This window comes from Streptomyces endophyticus (assembly GCF_035798155.1).
Taxonomy (GTDB): domain Bacteria; phylum Actinomycetota; class Actinomycetes; order Streptomycetales; family Streptomycetaceae; genus Streptomyces; species Streptomyces endophyticus.
This window is the reverse complement of sequence record NZ_JAOZYC010000192.1, coordinates 1-22,052: the sequence shown is the minus strand read 5'-3', so window position 1 is coordinate 22,052 and position 22,052 is coordinate 1. Positions and strand designations below refer to the sequence as shown.

At 66.6% G+C, this 22,052-nt stretch carries 9 protein-coding genes and 2 pseudogenes; 2 read left to right on the top strand and 9 right to left on the bottom strand.

Annotated features, from left to right (window positions below; translation table 11 throughout):
* Positions 1 to 741 precede the first annotated feature (741 nt).
* Positions 742 to 3,996 (top strand): type I restriction-modification system subunit M, encoded by a 3,255-nt coding sequence (locus OKJ99_RS38550; RefSeq protein ID WP_326023085.1) that lies wholly within the window; start codon positions 742 to 744, stop codon positions 3,994 to 3,996.
* A gap of 96 nt (positions 3,997 to 4,092) precedes the next feature.
* On the opposite strand, the pseudogene OKJ99_RS38545 reads toward OKJ99_RS38550, so the two are convergent.
* Together OKJ99_RS38545 and OKJ99_RS38540 are read right to left on the bottom strand one after the other, a co-directional pair.
* A pseudogene (locus tag OKJ99_RS38545) lies at positions 4,093 to 4,362 on the bottom strand (transposase); the annotation flags it as partial.
* Positions 4,363 to 4,518: 156 nt separating this feature from the next.
* Entirely contained in the window at positions 4,519 to 5,685 is a 1,167-nt protein-coding gene (locus tag OKJ99_RS38540; RefSeq protein ID WP_326023084.1) for a pentapeptide repeat-containing protein, read from the bottom strand.
* A gap of 74 nt (positions 5,686 to 5,759) precedes the next feature.
* Between OKJ99_RS38540 and OKJ99_RS38535 the strand changes: the two genes are divergently transcribed.
* Complete coding sequence (locus tag OKJ99_RS38535) at positions 5,760 to 6,077, top strand: NUDIX hydrolase (protein WP_326023083.1); 318 nt, start codon at positions 5,760 to 5,762, stop codon at positions 6,075 to 6,077.
* Between the two features lie 1,081 nt (positions 6,078 to 7,158).
* Here OKJ99_RS38535 and OKJ99_RS38530 read toward each other — a convergent pair.
* From OKJ99_RS38530 to OKJ99_RS38500, 7 genes and pseudogenes are all read right to left on the bottom strand, one after another.
* Positions 7,159 to 8,001, bottom strand: a complete 843-nt coding sequence (locus OKJ99_RS38530) for a hypothetical protein (RefSeq protein ID WP_326023082.1) — start codon at positions 7,999 to 8,001, stop codon at positions 7,159 to 7,161.
* Positions 8,001 to 12,053 carry an AAA domain-containing protein gene (locus OKJ99_RS38525; protein ID WP_326023081.1) on the bottom strand — a complete coding sequence of 1,351 codons (4,053 nt, stop codon included), beginning with the start codon at positions 12,051 to 12,053 and terminating at the stop codon, positions 8,001 to 8,003. Before OKJ99_RS38525 ends, OKJ99_RS38530 begins: the two co-directional genes overlap by 1 nt.
* A 562-nt stretch (positions 12,054 to 12,615) precedes the next feature.
* Positions 12,616 to 12,940: pseudogene (locus tag OKJ99_RS38520) on the bottom strand (transposase family protein); the annotation flags it as partial.
* 12 nt (positions 12,941 to 12,952) lie between these two features.
* On the bottom strand, positions 12,953 to 14,251 hold the full coding sequence (locus OKJ99_RS38515) for a Wadjet anti-phage system protein JetD domain-containing protein (protein WP_326023080.1): 1,299 nt from the start codon (positions 14,249 to 14,251) through the stop codon (positions 12,953 to 12,955).
* Positions 14,235 to 18,449, bottom strand: a complete 4,215-nt coding sequence (locus OKJ99_RS38510; protein WP_326023079.1) for a TIGR02680 family protein — start codon at positions 18,447 to 18,449, stop codon at positions 14,235 to 14,237. Before OKJ99_RS38510 ends, OKJ99_RS38515 begins: the two co-directional genes overlap by 17 nt.
* Positions 18,446 to 19,672, bottom strand: coding sequence for a TIGR02678 family protein (locus tag OKJ99_RS38505; protein WP_326023078.1), 1,227 nt, complete (start codon positions 19,670 to 19,672; stop codon positions 18,446 to 18,448). The genes OKJ99_RS38510 and OKJ99_RS38505 overlap by 4 nt, the downstream gene beginning before the upstream one ends.
* Complete coding sequence (locus tag OKJ99_RS38500) at positions 19,669 to 21,231, bottom strand: TIGR02677 family protein (RefSeq protein ID WP_326023077.1); 1,563 nt, start codon at positions 21,229 to 21,231, stop codon at positions 19,669 to 19,671. The genes OKJ99_RS38505 and OKJ99_RS38500 overlap by 4 nt, the downstream gene beginning before the upstream one ends.
* Between the last annotated feature and the right edge of the window lie 821 nt (positions 21,232 to 22,052).

The window sequence follows — 22,052 nt, the reverse complement described above, 5'->3', positions numbered from 1 at the left end:
CCAGGGGCTATGCAGAGATCACCGCTACACCATTCGGGGGGACGCCATCCCGTCTGGCACCTCCAGGGGCATCTCCCGGACCAGTCGCGGACCAAACACCGCCGCAAGACATCAGTCCATGAGCAGCTTCCTTCGCGCCGCACCAGGATGAACACGGCGGGCGTGCGGCCTCATGCGTCACTCGCAGGTGAACTGCGGCCCAGCACATCAGGCCGTCTGCATGGCAGACCCCGGTATCGCAACACGCTCCACACGATGCGTCATCTGAAAGGTGTCGGCCTGGACGGGTCACCAAAAAGCCCAGGTCAGAGGCAGTCTGTCCGCCCGTTGTCCCGCGTACGGGAACTCGAAGCGTCAAACGAGCGTCACGCCAGACAATTCATCGTCTCGCTTCGCGACGGGCCGCCCACGTCCGAACCGACGACGTCCAGCTGCGACGGACGTGAAGAACTGACTGGAGTGAACCGAGCAGTACTTCGTCACTTCTGGCATTCATGTCTGGTGCGGAGCACATTGCAGATATGAAGTTTGGGCAAGTGGAGCGGCTTCGCTGAAAGAGAACAACGGCTGATGTCGGTCGGCTGATCGGCAGTTGACGAGGGCCGACCGGCGACGGTGGCGACGCCCAGGTCCCCAGGTACCGTCACCGGCATGTCGGCGTCCCGTGTTCCTCGTGGGCCGGCCTGACCACCGCTATAGGATGATCAGTCCCATGGAGGGCGTCGGCCTGCGGAGGACAGCATGAGTGACGGCACCGGGCATCTGTCCAAGCTCGTCTGGTCGGTGGCCGACTTGCTGCGCGGCGACTTCAAGTCTTCCGAGTACGGGCGGGTGATCCTGCCGTTCACGGTGCTGCGCCGGCTGGACTGCCTTCTGGCCCCGAGCCGGCAGGCGGTGCTCGATGAGGCCGAGCGCACTGTCGGCGAGGAGGAGCGGGAGCAGCGCCTGGCGGCCGCCTCGGGTTGGCCCGTCTACAACTCCAGCCAGTTCTCCATGGAAAGCTTGCTCAGCGATCCGGAGAACGCCGACCGGTTGCTCCTAGCCTATGTCGACGGGTACTCCCAGAACGTCAGGGAGCTGCTGGACGGCTTCGAGTTCGAGCGGACCGTCACCCGCCTGTCCCAGGCCGGACTCCTCTACCGCGTCGTCGCGCAGTTCGTCTCGATCGACCTGGGGCAGACGATCACCGACGACCACATGGAGAGCCTCTTCGAGGAGCTCGTCCGGCGGTTCGCGGAGAGCGGCAATGAGGTGAGCGGTGAGCATTACACCCCCCGGGATGTCGCCCATTTGATGGCCGGCTTCCTCATCTCCTCCGACTCGGACGTCCTGACGACGCCGCATGCCTTCCGCACCATCCTGGATCCGGCCTGCGGGACGGCCGGCCTGTTGGCCGAGGCGGCCTCGTACATCGCGTCGATGAACCCGCGGGCGAATGTCACGCTGTACGGCCAGGAGATCAACCGGGAGTCATGGGCAATCTCCCGTGCCACCATGATGACCAGCGGCCGCTGGGCCTCGACGATCACCTTCGGGAACGTCTTCGCCGAGGACGGGCACCAGGGAACCGTCTTCGACTACCTCCTCGCCAATCCGCCGTTCGGCGTCAATTGGAAGAAGAGCGAGTACGCGGTCCGGTCGGAGCATGAGGAGCTCGGTTTCGCGGGCCGCTTCGGGGCCGGTCTTCCCCGGATTAACGACGGCTCACTGCTCTTCCTGCAGCACATGCTGGCAAAGATGAAGCCGGTGAGCGCCTCGGGCGAGGGCGGCAGCCGAATCGCGGTCATCTTCAACGGCTCCCCGATGTACGTCGGGGGTGCGGGGTCCGGCGAATCGGACATCCGGCGGTGGATCGTGGAGAACGACTGGCTCGAGGCCGTGGTCGCGCTGCCCGATTTCCTCTTCCCCAATACCGGCATCAGCACCTACCTGTGGATCCTCAGCAACCGCAAGCCGGCACAGCGCAGGGGGCAGGTGCTGCTGCTGAACGCTCAGGACCAGTGGCAACGGATGCGTCGCTCCATCGGCTCGAAGCGCAAATACATTACGTCGGATCAGATCGCCGAGATCACCGGGCTCTACCTGGCCGCCTTGTCCGCCGACCCCGCCCAACAGCCGGACGACCGGGTCCGCGTGGTCTCTACCCACGAACTGATGTACCAGCGCGTCACGATCGATCAACCGCTGCGGCTCCGGTACGAGCTGTCCGAGGAGGTCCTGACTCGGCTCGCCGAATCGCGCGTGATCCAGAAGACCCGGGATCCCGCTGCCCTGGTGGCCGCCCTGCGTCCGCTGGTCGGCTCAATGTGGACGAGGGGCCAGGAGGCCGTCACGGCGCTGCGCCGGGCGGTCGCCTCGGCCGGCGTGAGCTGGCCGCGCGGGAAGGTCTTCGAGGCGGCGGTCCGCAAGGCCGTCGGCGTGCGCGATCGCGACGGAGAGCCGCAGCGGATCGGCGAGGCGTACGAGCCAGATCCCGAGCTGCGCGAGTTCGTCCACCTGCCGCTGCAGGTGGATCCGAGCGACCACCTCCGACGCGAAGTACACCCGACCGCTCCGGACGCCTGGATCGACGACAGCAGAACGCGGGTGGGTTGCGAGATCCCACCCGCGCTCTTCTACCGGCCGGAACTCGATGGCGAATTCGAATTGCTGCGTAACCTTGCTCAGTTGGAGACCACCCGGGTTCACCCGCCGCAGCGCCGCGAGGAGCAGGAGGACGGCACCGACCGGCCCAAGCACCTGCGCGCCCAAGATCTCCACGAGGCGGACTCGGCCGTTGAGCTCCCTGACGCGCCGGAGGATGGGCTGACGCTGACCCTGTGCTCGGGCGGCATGCTCGTCGGACGGCCGGGGAACTGGCGCCTGCTACCGCAGGGGTTCGGCGAGGCGGCGACCTCGCTTTTCGTGCTGCAGCCGCTCCGTGGCAGCGGCCAGGCGCTCTGCGAGTGGTTGAACTCCCGCAAGGACAACGGTCTCTACCCCAGCGCTCGCGATCTGCTGGACACGCACGTCCCCGTCGACCTGGTGACCGACAGCGAGGTGGAGAGTCTCCTGGAGACCGTGCAGGAGGGACGGCGCGCACTGCGGACCACGATGTCGGGAATCCTGCCCAACGTCTTCGGCAGCGGCGAACGGGACGTCCAGGGGGTTCGGAACGAGATCAGGGCCGCTGCCCACGAGGCTGGCCTGATCGGCGAACTCGTGCGGCCGCTGGACGACCCGATCTCGCGCGCCGAGTGGAGCTTTCCATACCACGTCGCCGCGCTGTCCCGTCGGTACCGGGTCAGCACGCATCCGGCGGAGCGGAAGGACGGACTACTCAAGCTGGGCGAGGGTCTGGCCCGGGTGCTGGGCGTGCTGGCGCTCACCGAGCTGGCCGCCTCGAACGGCTTCTCCCGGAACCTGCGCAAGCAGTTCCGGACCGGCGCCACCTTCGGCACCTGGCTCTGGATCCTCGATCGGCTGGAGGCGGAGGGAATCGCGCCCCGCATCCAGCAGCTCGCCACCGTGCGCGACCGGGGCAACGCGCGCGCTCTCCTGGGCCACATCAAGGACTTCAGGAACACCTCGCACCACGCTCACGGCGTCCGCGCCAGCCACCAATTGGCGGAAGACGTCGAGCGGTTGGAACCGCATGTCGTGCGGGCGATCAGTGCGGTCAGCTGGCTCTCTGGGACGCACTGGGACTGGGTGGAACGGTGCGAGTACCTCGACGAGGGCTCGTACCGGATAGTCGGGCTCCGGCTGAGGGGCAGCCATCCGAGCTGGGAGCCGTTCGAGCGGTCGAGTACCCAGCCGCTGCGGCCCGACCGTATCTACGTGGACAGTGCCCCGTACGGGGCTCCGGTGGACCTCTGGCCGTTCGCTGTCGTCAGCCTGTGCGAGGAGTGTCGGACCCGGGAGCTCTTCCTGCTCAATGAGGTCCGGGACGACCAACTGACGTTCCGCAGCCTGGAGGAGCATTCGCTGGGGATGACGTACGGCCCGCCCGAGTAGCGGTGGGGGCAAGGCCGAGCGACCTAGCACGACTGCGCTGGGTACGGGACCGGATCGACCGAGAGTACGCGGAGCCGCTGAATACACCTCGGGCTAGATCTCCACGCACGGCAACTCGGCGATCCGGCATCGCACGGTCAGCCAATCCCACGGCGACTGGTGCACGAACTGCTGCAGGACCTGCATGGTCCCGTCCGGCAGCCGCTGTGCAATCGGCTGGATCGACTTGCCCCGCCCGTCCAGCATCAATCCGCGCAGATAGCACTCTCCCCAGCCCCGCTGATCCCTGCGCAGCGCTGATGCGAACACATCGGCCACGAACTTCGCCAACACTCTGCGGAACCGCTCCAACTGCCCAAACCTCATACCTATAAAGGGCTCCGCAACAGACATGTACGCCCAACCTAACGAAGCACTGCGAGGCGCACGCGTCGGACGAGCCCCTTCCAGACACCGTGCGACACCAGCAGCGTCACGGCCGTCTAACCACACAAGATCGCCAACAGGGTCACGGCATTGCGCTTAGAACATGTCTCGGCATTCCTCAATGCGTGCGACGATTTCTGGATCCTCGGCGATCGCTGGGTCGAACTTGGTTTCGTCGTCCAGGAACGCTTCGTAGAACTGGCCCTTAGCCATGGCATACACGCCAGCGAGGTCGGCGCCCCCCAGATTTGTCATTTTCACGTCTGTTTCCTGGAAGCTTGCCCCCCTTAGGTCCACCGCGCCGAAGTCGGCTTCGCCGAGTTTCGCCAGGTTCAGGCTAGCCCCACGGAAAGATGCCCTGGTGGCGACTACATAGCCGAGGTCCGCGTGCATCAAGTTGGCGCAGTCCACCTTGGCGTCAGCCAGGCGCGCACCGCACAAGACGGCACCGTATAGGTTGGCGTGTTCCAGGTGGGCTCCATCGAGGACTGCTTCTTGCATTACCGCATCCTCAAGATCCGCCCTGGTGAGACGAGCTTTTCGGAAGTCGACAAGATCGAGTACGGCTTCCTTAAGTACCGCACCGGACAGGTCGACCCCAGATAGATCGATCGTGGGATTCTCGTCCCGATTCGGCCGGAGGGCGATGGCGGTCAGTGCGGCCTGCACGTCCGTCGTTGGCCTGCCCGATGGATTATCGCCGGGCTCGACTGCAGCGCTTGGTGCATGTTGTCGCACGTATGCGGCCAGCACTTCCACTACCGTGTCGTGATCCTTCGCGCTGTCGTGCAAGATGCGCTTTAGGGAGTAGATCCCGCCGAGCCGTTCAGCGAGGTTAACCGAACCCAGGAGCTTGATCGCCTCTACGTAGCGATCGGAGACTTGGCCCTCGCGGGTGAGTTCAGCTTGCTCAGCGTCACGCTTCTGAGTCTCTCGGAGGGTGGTCTCGAACTGCTGCTGACTCTCTGCGAACTGCTGCTGGGTGTGCTGGAGCTGCTCGCGCTCGAGTTGGTGCTTCCGTCGGGTGTAGTAGAGCCCGGCTGCGGTGAGTCCGCCGGCTGCGATGGCGACGAGCATGGTGCGGAACCCGGTGATGATGATCCCGGCACTGGTCACCAAATCACCGTTCTTGTCGCGGAGATGGTGGCCTTCGATCCACCAGGGCCCCCAAATGAGGAGCACGATGTAGGCGGCTGTTCCGGCTGCGGCCGTGGGCCAGAACCACCAGGGCCGCTTCGTGGGTGCGGTTTGCTCGTCGCTCATGCCCGGCATGATGTCCGTCCGCGGTCCGTGGCATGCGGTGATTGTGATTGTTCAGAGGGAGAGTTGAGGTTCGGATGGATGGGCTGATCGCGGGCGCGGTAGTCCCGCATCAGGGCCGGGTGTTACTGATCCGCCGCGCCGTCCCCGAGGGCGATCTCGTCTGGCAGTTCCCGGCGGGCAAGGTCGACGCAGGTGAGTCGCCGCAGCAGGCCGCGGTGCGTGAGTCGTTGGAAGAGACCGGTGTCATGGTCAAGCCGGTCGCTGTCATCGGTGAGCGGCTGCATCCGGTGACGAGACGACGGATCGTGTACGTCGCCTGCCGGTCGCTGTCGGGCGCCCCGCGGGCAGCGTCACCGCGAGAGGTCCAGGAGGCGGCGTGGGTGCCGCTCTAGGGCCTGCACGACCGGATCCGAGGCGGACCGTACGGGCCTGTCCAGGAGTATCTCGACGGAGTGTCGCGCCATTGACCGCACCACGACGAGTCCCTCGTAGCTCGCGTTGGGCTGCGAGTCCACTGTTGTCTACAGGGTGCGACGTCTGGCCCGCGGAGAGCGGAACGACTATTCCTGCGAACGACTACCGTTCGCTGACGGCGGTCAAGCAGACGCATTTCGCGCGATACACAAACCGACGGGCGCCAGCGTGGTGCTCAAGAAGCTCCGCGACCGGAACCCACCTGAACGCAAGCGCGCCCGCATGAAGCGTGAAATCACCCTGAGCCGCTGACTCGCTCTGCCACGCCTCGGCAATCGTACGAACAGTCAAGTTCGTCGCCAGCGAGCGGAATTTCATCCGAGTGCCGGGACTGACTATCTCTCTGCGACGCGGTGGCATGGACACAGAGATTACGACTGCTCGCGCCAACAGCTGAGCGTCCCCAGGCGATCATCTCGACCAGTCCGTCGGGATCGTCGTCGGCTGCAAAGCGGAGAGCCGGGCGGCACTCCTCGGGAAAGATGCGCCGATGCGCAGCCGCCGGATGGTGTAGGCGGTCGGATGGTCCAGCCGAAGCACGAGCATTTCCTACCGTCTTGTCCTGGCGGCCGCCACGGGACGCGCGGTCCGTGGATCCGGCTGTCGGTCACTGCGCGCGGAGCCAACCCGCACTCGATGGACCTCGGCCAGCCCACTACAGCTCCGGCCACGAGCCTGTCGGGATAGATTCACCCCAGGCCCTCGTCCGTCACCGTGGAGTCAACAGCCTGACACGACTTCCGACCCCGCACGATCTTGCTCCATCTCGCGGGTCCACCACCACACCTGCGATCCCAGATGCCTGCGTCCGGCAGCCAGCCATCTATCCCGTCCCGTCCCACTCGCACGCGCTGCAGCCGCAGCATGATCCGAACCAGCGCCGCCAGACCAAGATCCGGACCAGCCCTCGACCGAAGGCTGCGCCAACTACCGTTCTAACTGGTCAACATGGGTGCAGATGCTGTACCACCAGCTGACGACGTCGTGTGACGGACGTGGTCACACGGCAGTGGGCTCTCGGGTGGTCTCGAGGTCGTTGAGCACCGCGAGCACTGGCCCCCAGCACATGCCGACGGTGTCTCGGTCCGGAATGACGCCACGTTCTCGTTGCTTGCGGAGGTGGACGAAGTTTCGGTACTCACGGACAATCGCCATGAAGTCATGGGCGTCCATCTGAATCCACCCTCGGGTACGAGCCGTGTCGAGCAGCAGGGCAAAACTTGCCCGTTCAGGGGCAACGCGCCTCTCCCCTAGAGGAAAGCCCCGTTGCAGGCTCGGATCTCTGTGCGTGAGGACGTCGAGGAGTAGAGCTTCCGTAAAACTGCCGATGCCAATGAGCGCCATACCGTACGCACCGTGCTGCTCGCAGATCTGCGTTTCGGTGACCCTCTCCATGAGTTGTTGCAGGAACTCCTCGCTGCTGACAAGGGGACGGATTCGCTCTTCCAGGTCCTCGGGAGCGGAGAACAGCGTGCTGTGACCGTCGGTGCCGACCTCTCCTAGGACAGGGCGCCCGGCGACGTAGGTGACGGCCACCCGCTCTGCTGCGAGAAGGCGGTTCAGCTCTTGGCGGATGAGGTCGGCGGACGACTCACCGTCGTCGTACTCGAGCGGGTCACAGATCCGGCAGAGCAGTCGACTGACAGCGGCGTGGTCATCGGTACCGGCCATGACGTCCGTGAGCCACGCGATGCGCGGTGAGCCGTCGTAGTCGGGGGGTGATGGCCAGGCTGCGCGTCGCAGGAGTTGTTCCAGCTGGTAGCCGCGTCGCTCGAAGGGGCCGTCAATGTCGGCGATGAGACGTGCGACGCGCTCAAGGGTCAGGATGTCGAGCTTCTTCATCAGTACGCTTCCTTGTCTGCCGGATGCTGGGCCTGTTCGAAGGCGCGGATGAGACGTTCGGTGATCACACGACCGCGTCGTTTGAAGCCGAGTTCGGAGAGGGCCTGACCGACTCGGGTGTCGCGATCGAGCTGGTACCCGTCGCTCAGGAGCCAGTTGGCCAGGGCGAGCAGGTCGGCGTCGCTGTAGTCGCCAGTACGTCCCCCTTGCGGCACGGTGGGGCGTGCACCGCGGCCGACCGCCGGAGGCGGAGCTGGCGCGCTGTGGACCGGATCGGGGGTTGGCGCGCAGTCGGCCCGCTCTGTGGCATCACGCCAGGTGTCGAGGAGCCGTTCGAGTTCGACGCTTGGGTTGGCGAACCAACTGGAGGCCCAGATGCGGTGGAAGCGCCATCCCAGGCGTTGCAGGTGTTCTTGGCGCAGTCGGTCGCGGTCGCGGGCGCTGGGAGATCGGTGGTAGCGGTCGCCGTCGGTTTCGACGGCGAGGACCATCTGTCCGGGCCGTGTGGGGTGGCCGAGCGCGAAGTCGATGCGGTACCCGGACACGCCCCATTGCGGTGTGACCGGGACGTCAGCTGCTTCGAGGGCGGCGAGGACCTGTTGCTCGAAACCGTTGAGGTTCCAGTCAGTGCGTGCGCTGCCGGTGCGCTGGAGGTCTCCTCCGTGAGAGGCGTACTCCAGGAACGCGCGCAGCATTTCGGGCCCGCGGTGGCGGGTAGCCAGGAGTTTGGATGGGTCGAAATCGTGGTGGGTGAAGGAGGTGACGACGGTCATCGACTGGCGGGCGCGGGTGATCGCCACGTTGAGGCGGCGCTCTCCGCCCTCGTTGTTGAGCGGGCCGAAGTTCATGGCCAGGCGTCCGTTGGCGGCTTTCCCGTAGCCGATGCTGAGGATGATGGCGTCTCGTTCATCGCCTTGGACTTGCTCGATGGTCTTGACGAAGAAGCGTCGGCGCGGGCCTACGCCGGAGCTGAAGTAGTCCTGCAGGTCCGGGTGGTCTTTCAGAGCTTGAGTCAGGCCCAGTTCGATCCGGTCTGCGTGCCGCTGTCCCATGGTGATGACTCCGAGGCTCTGGCTCGGTGTGTGGGTGGCGTGTGCCAGAGCGAGGTCGACGACCCGTTGTACTTCTTCGTCGGAGGAGCCGGATTGGCCGGGGCGGACCTGGGCGTCGACGATGTCCAGGCGTAGTGGACTCGCCTGGGTGGTGCCCGGAAAGGTGACGAGTGTGTCGTTGTAGATGGTGTGGTTGGCGAAGGCGATGAGTCGTTCGTCGCGGCTGCGATAGTGCCATTTGAGGGTGTGTACGGGGAGGCGGCTGCACAGCATGTCGAGGAGGGATTCGAAGGCACCTGGTGCGGCGTCGCCGGAGTCGTCGTCATCGGAGTCTTCGTCTGCGCCGCTGAGAAGCTTCTGGAAGAAGGTCGTCGGGGGGAGTTGGTGCGGGTCGCCGGCGACGATGACCTGACGGGCGCGCATGATGGACGTGATGGCGTCGTGCGGAAGGACCTGGCTGGCTTCATCGAAGATGACGACGTCGAAGAGGCGGGTGGCGGGAAGGACGCGGCTGACAACGAGTGGGGACATGGCCCAGCACGGCTTGGCGGCCATGAGGACGTCCGGCGCCTTTTCAACCAGTCTGCGCAGGGCCAGGTGTCGGGATTTTCGGTGGGCCTGGGTGCGTACGAGGGTGTTCTGGTCGGGGTACTTATCGCGGGCTTTTCGCAGGCGGGTGGCGACCTCGTATCGGACGCGAGCCGGGTTGAGGTCTCGGTGGGTGCGGTCGAGACGTTGGAACTGCTCGATCGTGTGATCGTGCTCGGTTCCGACGAAGGAGCGCAAGTAGGGGTGTTGCATGTGGGCCTCGTCCAGGACAGAGGCCCACCAGAGGTGGTTCAGAGTTCCGACAGCGACGTCGGGCGCCGTTCCGGCTTCGGCGAGCTCGTCCAGAAGGTGGCGGAGCCCGGCCGACTCCAGGCGGTCGGTGAGCTGGTTGAGCTCGGGCATCCGCAACAGCGTCACGCGGTCCTGGTCAAGTCTCTGGATGAACCGGTCCACCTCGTCGGTGGACGTGTTCTCCCATCCGTCCCAGCGCACGCACAGGGCTATCGCAGCCAGCTGATCACGCACCTGCGTGAAAGAGGCGACAGCGGAGGACAGCCCGGGGACGGCCCACGGGCTGCTGTCGTCAGTCGCAGCATGTTCCTGCCACCGGGCCTTCTGATCGGCAGCTTCCGTGAGTGCCGCGTGCAACAAGGGGCGGGTACGAGAGCCGTCCTTGGCCAGTCCCCGCGCTCTGGCAGTCAGCTTTCGACGTTGCCACCAACCGACCTTGACTGAGTGCTCTTTGCGCCAGGTGCGGTCGGCTGTCGCGGCGATCATGTCGTTCAGGCCGGAGTCGAAGGCGGCTGCCTCGAAGCGGTTGAGGGTGGTGGTGACGTCGTGCAGCAAAGCCAGGAGGGATTGCCATCCATGGACGTCGTCGGCCGGTCGCAATCCCGCTGCGTTCACGAGCTTCTCGACGGTGCGTCGGGCATCTGTCAGAGCGCGGCCGGTGAGTTGGTCGAGGCTGGCTACGACGGCATGCAGTTCGTTGTCGGAGCGGACCGGCAGGTGAGACCAGGGGGAGGATCCGCGTCGCACCAGAAGGCCGTTCTTGGCCACAAGGGCGCGCAGGTCGCTTTCGGTTTGGAGGAGCTGCTCTCCGTGGAGGCGGTACAGGTCGCCGCCGCGTAGCCGCAGTCGAGTGTGCTGGTCACGAGGGCTGACCATGAGGTGCGTGATGAGTTGGTAAGGGCTGATCTCCCAAGGCGCCAGGAGCTGGTGAAACTCCTGGACGTGCCGCAGCGCCTGCTCCCGATGGCCATCAAGACTTCGGTGGAGACCGTCAGGGCGGGGCGGGGGCTCATTTCCGGCGCGCTCCACGGCCTCGTACAGCTGCTGGGCGGTCTGGCGGCGGCTGAGCTTGTTGCCATGCAGGTCGAAGACCAGTCCATCGAGGTCGACCTCGGCAAGACTGTCGGTCACCGCTTCGATGGCGGCACGCTTCTCGGCGACGAAGAGCGTCCGTTTACCCAATGCCGCGACGGCGGCGATCAGGTTGGCGATGGTCTGACTCTTCCCCGTGCCGGGGGGTCCCTCAATGACGAGGTGAGCGCCGGCCAATGCGGCGCTGATAGCCTTCTGTTGAGAGCCATTGGCGTCCCGTACCAGATACTCCGACCGAGGTGCGGTGGAGTCCGCGCTGGAGGGCACGTGAGAGGCTGCCTCCACACGCAGAGCACGTTCGGCCTCCTTGTCCTTGGCAAGGGCCGCTACAACCGGGTGGCTCGCCAGCAAGTCGACTGATCGGGCCAGGTCGTTGACCATGGGAAGCCGGTCGAAGCTGAAGACGCCGGCCACCACACGTTCTTCCAGTTCCACACTGAGATGGCTACGGGTGCAAGCCGCCTGCAGCACCGCATAGGCGCAACGGGTACGGTCACCAGGATCCGCGCACTCCTCGACCGCGTTCGCGATCTTGTCAGAGAGCTCCTCGAGATCACCATCCAGGCCGTACTGGCGGCTCAGGGCGTAGAGCAGAACCGGGTTGATCTCAGCTTCGCTCACTCCTTCGAGGACGAAGTCGCTCTCCGTCGCGGTGCGCGGTTCAATGGTCAGCGGCTGCAGGAGAAGGGGAGCACGCAGGGCTGCGAGCGGACGACTGCCACGCGTTGTTGGGGGCTCGACACGCACCAGGCCAAGCGCCAGGCGCCCAGCGTCGATGCCTTGTTCCTCCGCCAGTTCGACCATCTTGCGGCGGAGACCACGCGCTCGCGCCCACGCTGTTTTGTGATCATCAGAGGCCGGAAAAAGGCTGGCCAGTCGGGTCGTGCGGCCGCTCAGTAGCGAGGTCAGCGCCTGTGACGCCGCATAGGTGACGTCCAGGGTCGCCCGCTTCGTGTCTTTGAAGTGCAGCAGCGTGTTGTAGGGGCCGAAGTCGATCAGCTCATCGGACCACTGTTGTGCGCAGACCTCCACCGCCCGACGGCGTGTAGGTCCCACGTGTTCGTCCACGTCTCCCCCTTGGCTGAACTGGGTTGCTAGCTCCGACCGTGCATGGGTCGTTGTCCGCTCTCGGGCCGAGACGAACAGATCAACATACGAGCGGAAGAGGTCATGCCACAGGCAAAATTGGGACACGCAGGGGCGCGTCGGAAGCACACACGGCGCAGATGCGGCGCACTTTCAACGAACAGGTCTCTGCTGGTGTGCACAATGTCCTTGGCTACGGAGCCAGAGCATTTCGCTTTACTCGCCTACGATCGCGACGTGCCACTGCCAAGTGCCGCCTCTTCACCTGCCGCAGGCACCACGTCGACATCAGCGCTGTAAAGAGCCTCGCCCTGCCACGATCGCAACATGCACGAAGGACGATCCCTGCCTGCCGCGAGGCAGGTGCTTGGCAGTCGGGCCGCACCGCGGCACTTTCGGGACCGCCTGCGAGCCGATCATGTTGCCCAGAGTGGATCTACGCGAGGTGAACCCAGTTCCAGCCAAGTCGACATTGAGCCTTTTCCAACCTGCAGCAGAGCGTGGCGGGTGGGGTGATCGCCTTGCTTGACTGCTTCACGTGGCGTCAGCTTCCAGTGTGCATGTGGGCAACGGCCTGGACGGCGTGGTGGAGGCCGTCGCCGTGTTGTCGGCAGTCGCGGAGGAGCTTGGAGTTCTTCATCCGGCCGATCACGTGCTCCACCCGGGCGCGGACCGTGCGGTACGCGGCGTTGTCGGCTTCCTCGCCGGGCAGCAGCTCACGTCGGGGGGCGTTTGCGGTGCGGGGTGACCATGCCGCAGTTGAGGTAGGCGCCGTCGGCGAGCACGGTTACGTCCCGGCAGTGCGCGGCCAGGCCGGAGGCCAGCTGATCCCCGGCCCGCCCGCGGCGAGGTGGAGCCGCGCGGGCTGCGCACTCATGCCGTCAGGAACCGGTGGCGGAAGCCGAAGGCGCCAAGGGCGGTGTGTCGATGTACTGGTTCAACCAGCTGTGCAAGTACGGCAGCACCTGTTCGTGCAGTCCCTCTTGTTCGCAGCGGTAACCGTTGTTGCGGGCGATGGCTCGGGCCAGGGGGCGGAACGCCTCAGGCGCCGTACGGGCCTGTTTTTCGGCCTGCTGGCGCCAGTCATCGAGAGCATCGGCACCCTCTTCAAGCATGTACCCCGCCTGGTATAGCTGTTCGTTCATCGCGACGGGAGTGATCGTACGGCCGCTCTTGGCGCTGAGGTTGACGATGATGTCGATGCCGGGCGGATCGAGGTCGCCCCATGCGGTCAGCGGAAGGTCGGGCAGGAAGGAAAGGAACAGAGCCAGGGCATCGGAGGCATAGCCTTCCATCCAGATGCATAGCCATTGTTCGGGAACGCTGGTGCGGCTCAGAGCCTGAAAGGTCTCGTGGTTCTCGATGAGCAGAACGCCGTCGGCCTGGATGTCGAGGGTTCCCTCGGTGGCAGCCGTCCTGCCCGGCAGGTCGATGAAGGGGCGGGCGGCGGAGGCGTCGGCTACGAGTCTCTGCAGCTTCCAGCTGGCCGGGCCGAGCATGCGGATGCCGGTGTCGGCGGTGTAGACGGCCTCGGAGAACGGTAGGCCGACGAGGCTGCTGAAAGCCGCCTTGGTGGGCTCGGTCCAGCGCTTGCTGCCGCCCAGGGCGCGAACGGACAGTTCGCGCTCGCCGAACTTCCATACTCGGGCGCGTCCTTGGAACCATACGGCTGCGGCTGTCAGGGCCATGGCGTAGGTGGCCCAGGTGCGCGTCTGGGCGCGTGAGTCCTGGGGCGGGAGCCATGAGGCGGAGTCGGGCAGGCCGGTGAGGAGTTTCAGCTCCTGGGCCAGTTCGGGAACGGGGCGGATCCGCGCGGCCAGGATGGTGCGGGCGTGGTGGATGTTGGCCTTTTTGACGATGCGGCGGTAGCGGGCTTGGCCCCGGTTGGTGAGCAGAGGGCCGCTCACCGCGATGAGCAGTTGTCGCAGGGGCATGGCATGGGCGCCGTTGAGCAGGGCGGTGTTGGCCCGGTCGAGGTGGACGGCGGAGGCGCTGACGCTGTTGGAGCCGAAGAGGTCGACGAGGTCGGCGCGTTGTCGTGGGGTCATAGTGAGGGGCATCTTGCGGTCGAGGCGGCCGCCGTTGGCAATGCGGCGGCGGGCCGCTTCGCAAAAGGCGCTGCCGCCGGGGCTGTCGGCCCAGCTCGCCAGTGCCTGGGGCAGTTCAGGTCTCTTCGTCATCGATGTCTTCCTCGTCGGCGGACTCGTCGACAGGGTCTGCGTACTCTTCGTCGAGTAGGTCCTCGTCGTCTTCCCAGTCGATTCCGGCTTCGGCGGCGTCTTGGCGCAGGGCGGGATCGGGCAGAGGGTGGCGCTTGGCTCCGTCCCACAGGATGGGGGTGGTGAGGACACCGGGGAGTCCTTGGTGCCGGAAGAGCTGGTAGGTGGCCACCTTGGGGACTTCCTTGTGGAAGCCCCACTCGTCGTGGCTGGCGAGGACGAAGTCAAGGTCGAGTTGGGTCAGCAGAGCCATGCAGCGGCCACGCATCGGTGCGTCGATGCCGGCGAAGGCTTCGTCGAGGTAGATCGGGCGGGGTGCAGTGGGGGCGGCGCCTGCGTAGTGGGCGGCCGCGGCGACGAAGAGCGGCAGTTGCAGCGCGACAGCCTGCTCGCCGCCGGACCCTCGGTGGTGCTTGTGGTCGCTTTGGTCGGTCCACTTTTGGCCGGGCCCGGCCTTGTGGCGGATTCGGATGCGGCTCCAGGCGCGGTAGTCCAGGGCCTCTTTGAGGTGGGTACGCCAGTCTGCGCTGGACTCGTTCTGTCGTGCGGCCTCGACTCGGTCGACGAGGAAGCGGATGAGCTGCTCGCGGGCGCCGTCGGCCAGGTGCTCGGTCGACTGGCCGTCAAGAGCCTTGAGGGCGTCCAGGACCCCTTGGTCTTGTTTCGGGTCCGGCTCCCAGATCAGCTTGAGGAGGTGTCCGGAGGAGGTGGGCACCTGTTGCAGCAGGGTGTTCATCCGGTCGACGAGGCTGGCCGCCTCCGCGCGGCGGCGGCGCAGGTGGTCGCCGAGGCGCCCCAGCAGGACCTCGGTGAACAGCTCACGTTCTTCGTCGCCGAGGAACCCCTGCCTGCTGTGGATCTCGTTGGCCATGATGTCCTGTGCCTGAGGCACGGTATGGCTTTGTCCGTTGTGCAGCAGGGTGACCAGGAAGAGAGCGCCGTCGTACTGGGCGCGTGGCCGCCAGTCCGGTCCTGCGAGCCCGGTCTGCAGGAGTCTGAACTCCTTGTCGGCCTCGTTGCGGGCTTCGTTGCGGGCGGCCTCACTGCCGGGTTCGTCCGCCAGTTGGTCGAGGGTGGCGCGGGCCTGCGCGTGAACGGCGTCAACGTCCTGCCCGGTGACACTGTTGGCTCCCGCCAGGGCGAGGTATCCGTGTTCTGCCAGGCGGCGGTAGTCCTCGACGGTCTCCCGGAAACGTGAGTCGATCTTGCCGTGTTCGCGGCGGGCGCCGTCGACGGCCTGTTCCAGGGCGCCGATCTTCTTGGAGATGTCCTTTCCCTGTGCATGGTTACGGTCCAGTTCGGCGGTTGTGGTGTCGCGTTGATGGGTGGCGTCCTTGAGTTCGGCCAGAACCTTGTCCACGTCGGCGCCGACGAGCCGCTGGCGAACGTCGAGTCGCTCCTGGGCGTTGTCGCGGTTGGTGTGCGCTTGGGTCTTTTCGTCGGCGCGTTCGCGGAGTTGGCCTTCGGCCGTGGCCAGGCGCTTCGTGGCGCGGCTGACGGCCGTGGTGCGCTGCAGGTGTTCCTGTGCCGTGTAGGCCAGCTCGGTCAGACTCGCGGTGTAGTGGTTCAAGGTTTGCTGTTCGCGCTGGATGCCCTCCGCGTCGGGCTCGATGCCGCGCGGGCGGGCGAAGTCGTCCAGGGTGCGCCGGGCGCGTTGCCACTCGTGATGTCGGGCCTGCTGCTCTTCGTTGGCCTGGCGCATGTCCAGGTCGAGTTGCTCGAGTGCGGAGCGTTCCCGGTCTCGGGCGTGCCGGGCCTCGCGGACGCCGCGGTCCTTGTGGAGGGTGTCGGTGCGTTCGGCTTCCAGGTCGTCGCGGCGACGGCGCGTGTCAGCGATGTCGGCGTCCGCAGAGTCGAGTTGGGTGTCGAGTTGGGCGAGTTCGTGGTCGAGGGCTGTCAGGCGGCGTTGGCGTTCTGTGGCACGGGCGGTGGCACCGATGTAGACGGCAGTCGTTCCCCGGGTTCGCCCGCGCACTGCACCGATGTGCCAGGTTCCGTCGGTGCCGATGTTGGTTGGGTGAGCGTTCTCGGGGGTGTCCAGGGCAATGGAGGCAAGGATGTGCTGGGTCACCGGGGCCGGGACCGTGGGGTGGTCGACGGGGCACAGGACGTCGGCCAGTGACCGGTGGGGGCGGCGGCCGGGGTCCGGGATCGGCAGGAGGGTTTCGAGTGTGTCGGCGGCCAGGGCGCGGCCGTCGCCGGTGAGCCAGGCATCGAGGATGCCCGATGCGAGCAGGGCTGCTTCCAGGTCGGCCTGCTGCTGGTGCGACAGTCCCGGGGCGAACTCCAGGAGCCGGTAGAGCGGAGCGCCGTCGTCGAGGTCCGGTGTGCGCGGCCGGCGCGGGGTGATCGGGTCGGGTGGTGGGGCGTCTTCTTGCGCGGCAACGTGGTCACGTTCGTCGCTGACCTCGTCGCGTCGGCGCTGCAGGTCGGAGCGCAGGGCGTTTTGCCTGCCGAGCAGGTCGGCCAGCGCGGTGTCGACGTGCTGGGCATGAGCGGCGACGAGTTCGCTCAGGGCTGGCGTGGAGTCGTCACCGAAGGTGGGGACGGCGCCGACGAGATCGGCGAACTGTTTTTCGCTCAGGAGCAGTTGTTGGCACCGTTCGGACCACTCCACGAGGAAGGCGCGCAGTTGCCGGATCTGCTGCTGGAGGGCTTCTTCGCGGGTGTCGTAGGCGGCTTTGGCCTCGCCGAGGCGGGTGAGCAGCCGTGTGCAGACGGCTTGGGCCGCTTCGGCTCGCCCGTGGGTCTGGGTCACGTCGGCGGCGAGGTCAGTGGCCTGGGCGAGGAGATGTTGGCGTGCCTGCACGTGGCCCATGAGGGTACGGCGAGTGTGCTGGGGCCGAGTGCGCATGTCGCCGCGGTGGGTTTGGTGCACGGGGTCGAGTGGGGTGTCCGCTGCGTGTGCGTCGGTGTCCTGTTCGGCCGCGTCCAGCAGACGGGCGGCGGTCTTCAGGGCGTTCTGTTCCGACTCGTGTTCGGCGGTGGCGGTGGCGTGGTCGTCCGCGGCCCGGGTGTGCCGTGACGTGGCCTGCTCGAGGTGCAGTTCGGTCTGGGCCTTGTGGTCCTGGAGGGCTCCGATCAGTCCGTGCTGTTCCATCTCGGGGCGGCCGTTGAGCTCAATGATTTTCGCCTCGAGGGTCTTCAGACGCAGGCCCAGCTGTTGTCCCTGCCTCTCGTGCTGGGCCCCCCGCTTGCGGAGGCCGGTGAGGTCGTCCTCCTTGGTGCGCTGGTGATGGGCTGCGGCGGCGCGTTCCGTGCCGATGGTCACCAGGTGGTGGGCCTGATGGTGTACGACGCGGCGGGCCAGTCGGCCGTAGGCGGACAGGAACGCATCCACATGCTGCTTGTCCTGGATGTGCGCTTGTAGGTCTTCGCGTTCGCGGGCGAGCTCGTCGAATTTTCCGGCGAGGTCTTCCAGAAGCAGTCCGCTGACTGGCGGCAGCCCGTCCTTGAGGAGCTTGCTCAGCTTGGCGGTGGTCAGGTCCTCGCTCAGCTTGGGCCTGCGCAGTGTCAGCAGGAGCTCGATCAGGGAGGCGAGGCGGCTGGCGGAGAATCCGAACAGTTGCTTGGCCAGCGCCTTGCGGTAGTCCTTGGCGGATTGGTGGACGTGTGCTTCGCCCAGGAGTGTCGTGAGTTCGGCCTGGTTGTGGGGGCGGCGGTCGGCGCCGTAGACGGTGAAGTCCACACCGACGCGCTGCGGGGTGGTGAAGAACCACTTGTCTCGCAGGCCGGTCTTCTTGGTCTCCAGCGCCTGCATGCCGATGCCGATGGTCAGATACTCGTGCGCGCCGGACTCGGTGACCCGTCCGTACTCGGTCCACACGTAACTGATGCGCTGGGTGTGCCCGCCGTAGAGCAGGTTGTCGCGCATGGGGCGTGCCGCGTTGCCAAAGGGGTCCAGGCGGCGGGCGTGGAGGATGCCGTCGAGCAGCAGGGGGCTGGTGACCTCGAGGGCCTTGGTCTTGCCGCTGCCGTTGTGGCCGCGCAGGATCAGCCGTCCGCCGTAGAAGTAGAAGACCTGCTCCTCGTACTCCCAGATGCCGATCAGCCCCATGCGTAGCGGCTGGAAGCGGTGCCGCTCGGGAATGGGGAGTTCGTTGTCGAGGAGCTGCTGAAGGGCGGAGTCGGCCTCGGGGCCGTCGGTGGGTGAGGTCATGACTCTTCGCTGGTAGTCGGCTGCGGCAGGTCGTGTGCGCCAAAGAGCATCAGTTCCTCGCCCTCGGGGCGCAGGCCCTGGCCCGCGGGGGCGCGGAAGCGGGCCAGTACCGGGCGGCACTGGATGCCGCCCGGGGCGTGTGCGACAAGACCCAGCTGGAGGAGAAGGGGCAGGCAGGCATCAAGTACGCGTGTGGCGCTGATGGGCTGGCCGTTGATGTTCGGGATCAACTGGCCGAGTTGTTCGCTGAGCTGCGCGGCCAGGTCGTGGAGTTGAGTGTGGGAGACATAGGGGCGGCGCGGGTGGCTGCTGTCGATGCGGGTGCACAGCAGGTCGGCCAGAGCCAGGGTGGCGAATGAGGCTGCGCTGGCCTTGGGGAACTCGATGTCGGAGAGTTCGTCGTCGATCACGGCGGCGCCTTCGGTGCGCACCTCCACCCGGGTGTCCAGGCCCAGCCGCACGGCGGTGATCAGGGCGTCGGCGCGGGCCCGGGCGAAGTCGCGCTGCTGCGCGGGCAGGTCGTCCCAGTGGACGGCGGGGTCGTCGACCAGGCGGCGCGTCAGGGCGTGCCGTAGCCCTTCGTCGAGCGTGTCGGCGCGCGCGGGCTCGAGGGCGTCGGCCAGGGCTTGGGGGCCGTCGGCCTGGGCCGGCGGTACGGGACTGGCCAGCAGCAGGGCGGCGGTGCGGTGGTCCACGTCGTACAGCGCGTCGCCGGTTCCGGAGATGTATTCCTTCTCCTGGCTGCGGGTAGTGGTGCTCTCACCGCCCACCGTGGCGAGCACGCCTTGTTCGGTCAGCAGCCGCACCATGGCGACCAGGTCGACGCGCTCGCGATGATGGGTGGCGTCGAAGCGGCGCAGTCGGCCGTGCGCCCCGGTGAGAGCGGTGATCTTCTCGGCGAGTTCGCTGAGCACGGTCTGTTTGCCGCACTCCCCCAGCACGGCCAGGATCAGGCAGTACAGAGCGCATTGGCGAGCTGTGGGTGCGAGGTGGCCTTGGGGATCGGTCGAGGCGGGCGTTTTGAACAGGCGCAGGCGGTCACGCTCGATGTGCAGTCGCCATCCCAGGTGGTGGTCAAACCAGGCGCGCAGTTCGGCCTGGTGGCGACGGGCCAAGTCCAGGGTGTGGGTGTGGCGGCCGCGACGCAGCAGCAAGGGTTGCTGCAGCAGGGCCCGGACGACGGTGCTCTGCTCGTGGGCGGCCTGTCCGCTGAGTCGGTTCATGCCGCTCCCCCGTGCAGGCGGACGGTCAGTTCCATGTCGGCGATCCGGATGCGCCCTCCGCGCATCGCAACCGACGCCGTCGGCACGTGCGGGGCGGGGCGCAGGACGACGGTCAGCCGGCCGTCGCTGGTGGTGGCCCGTCGCCCGCCCGCGTTGTCGGGTGGCGTGGACAGCGCGCAGTCCAGGCACCGCAGCAGGACGTCCGCTTCGGCGTCGTCGAGCTCCCCGAGCTTGGACAGAAGAATGGGGCCGCGGGCGGCGAGTGCTTGTTCGGCGGTGGCTTCCAGGTTCTGCTGTTTGCCGAGTTCGGCGGCCAGCAGCATCTTGGTGTGGCGGGTGGGTCGGATGCGAGGTACGGGGCCGGGCCGGGTCCGGGGTCCCGCGGCGCGGTAGCTGGCGGAGATGGGTGCGGGCGGGCTGTCCCACCAGCTGGTCTCGGGCTGTGCATCGCTGTCGGCGTCGAGGAGGCGGGCGTGGCCAAGGTGGCGTGTGCTGTACATGCCGAACGCGGTGCGCCACAGGCTCGCCACGCTCGCGTCGCTGCCGCTGTCGTCGTTGTCAATGTCGTCGAACCAGGCGGCGAGCGCGACGAGGTCGGCGGTGCGGTCGACGCGCCTGAAGCGCTGCTCGTTGAGCTGGCGGATGGTCAGCAGGATCTGGTTGACCGCGTCCGAGGCACGGTCCTGCAGGGTTCGGGCGATCGGTTGGCGGTCCGGGCCCTCGAAGAACCAGCCGCGTACGCCCGCCCATTGCTGCTGGAGGTGGTGGGCGTCGCGGGCGATGACGTCCTCTTTGGCGATGCCGAGCTGCGGGGCGGCGTCAAGGGCGGCGATGGACGGCAGGTGGCCGGTGATTCCGGCGGCTTCTGCTCGGTCAATGTACTTGGAGATCAGTGGCCCGTTGCGGCTCAGCGCGAGGATGAAGGTCTGCAGGTACTCGACGACGACGTCCTTGTAGGCGAGGAAGGCTTCCACGTCGAGTTGGTCGTCGGCGGCGAGCGAGTGGTTGAGCCCCTGCACGAACAGCTTCGCGTTCTCGGTGAGTTGGGCGAATCCGCCGGCCAGTCGGCCGAAGGCGCGGCTGGCGCCGGCCAGGTCGGGCGGCGTGCTCTCCACGGCGGTCACCAGGACGGACAGCGCTTCGAGGACTTCCGGCAGCATGGTGGACTGCAGTGCTCCGGCCGCACCGAGCTCTTGGTCGATCGCGATCAGGGTGCGGTGGACCTGGGCGCCTGCGGGGGTGAGCTGGTAGAGGAAGTCTTTGCGGATGAATTCCTGGGGTGTGCTGCTGCGCCGCAGGTTGTAGATGCGGTCGACGTTGCCCCAGGTTCGGAGTCTGTCCAGCAGTCCATCGACGGGCGGCAAGCCGGCCAGGAGATCCGGGGCCGGGTCGAGACGCTTGGCCACCTCCGCTTGGATCTCGGCCGTGGGCAGGTGTACCCCCAGGCGGGCTTCCTCTTCGAGCAGTACGTCCAGTGTCAGTCGGTAGAAGACGGCCCGCTCGTCTGTCATGTAGTTGACCAGGGGCATCTGATGGCCGAAGCCGTATAAGGAGGTCATGGGTTCCGGTCGGTGGCGGCTTGCAGGACGACACCTCGAAAGAAGTGAGGAAATCGTGAACTATGTGGTGCCACAGACAGTATGAACCGCAGAGCATCTTTAAGATGAGAGTTTCACGAGATACAGGACATCTGTACTGATCCGGGTAAGGCCCTGCTGGCGTATTTGGGCCGGGACGCCGTGAGACAGCCGAAGGGGCGGCGTCGATGCCTGTCGACCGGCCGGCCCAGCGCACGACGGGCAGAGGGTTCTCCCGGACGCGGTGCCGTGACGGTTCAGTCCGACGCCATCGACCTCACGGCAATGGCCGCCTCCAGCAGGTACAGCAGTCGTCGGCCTGACCGCTCGCGCGCCGGGAGGTGTCAGGTAAGCGCCCGTCGGGGGCGGCCGCCGGCCAGGCGCCGCAGGTAGCCCCGCAGTCCCCACAACGCCGCAGTGACCAGAAGCCAGAGCACGGCGGCAGCCGACAGTCGCCCGCCGAACAGTGTGCGTGCCGGAAATTACATCCGCGGAGCTCACCTCAACCAGGACGTTGTGCGTGTCGAGAACCTCATCCGCCCAGGCACTCAAGCCGTCATCGCACCGTGGCAGCCCGACATGATGAACGACCGTACTGCTTCGATTGACCTGTCTGACCGTGACTAACGCCTTCGCCATGCTGCGGCTGCTCCCGGCAAGCGACGCATCAAGAACATCGAGATCCTCGCCCTGCGCCACCAGATCACCGTCCTGCAACAGCAACTCGGTCCGAAACGGGCGGTGTTCGCACCAGCAGACCGGGCATTGCTCGCCGCACCCCTCCCCCCTCCCCCCTCCCCCCT

Bases quoted from the DNA above. Each gene is read 5' to 3' on its own strand.
- OKJ99_RS38515 (WP_326023080.1), bottom strand. From the start codon at position 14,251: ATGACGAAGAGACCTGAACTGCCCCAGGCACTGGCGAGCTGGGCCGAC.
- OKJ99_RS38505 (WP_326023078.1), bottom strand. From the start codon at position 19,672: ATGAACCGACTCAGCGGACAGGCCGCCCACGAGCAGAGCACCGTCGTC.
- OKJ99_RS38540 (WP_326023084.1), bottom strand. From the start codon at position 5,685: ATGAGCGACGAGCAAACCGCACCCACGAAGCGGCCCTGGTGGTTCTGG.
- OKJ99_RS38550 (WP_326023085.1), top strand. From the start codon at position 742: ATGAGTGACGGCACCGGGCATCTGTCCAAGCTCGTCTGGTCGGTGGCC.
- OKJ99_RS38510 (WP_326023079.1), bottom strand. From the start codon at position 18,449: ATGACCTCACCCACCGACGGCCCCGAGGCCGACTCCGCCCTTCAGCAG.
- OKJ99_RS38535 (WP_326023083.1), top strand. From the start codon at position 5,760: ATGGATGGGCTGATCGCGGGCGCGGTAGTCCCGCATCAGGGCCGGGTG.
- OKJ99_RS38500 (WP_326023077.1), bottom strand. From the start codon at position 21,231: ATGACCTCCTTATACGGCTTCGGCCATCAGATGCCCCTGGTCAACTAC.
- OKJ99_RS38530 (WP_326023082.1), bottom strand. From the start codon at position 8,001: ATGAAGAAGCTCGACATCCTGACCCTTGAGCGCGTCGCACGTCTCATC.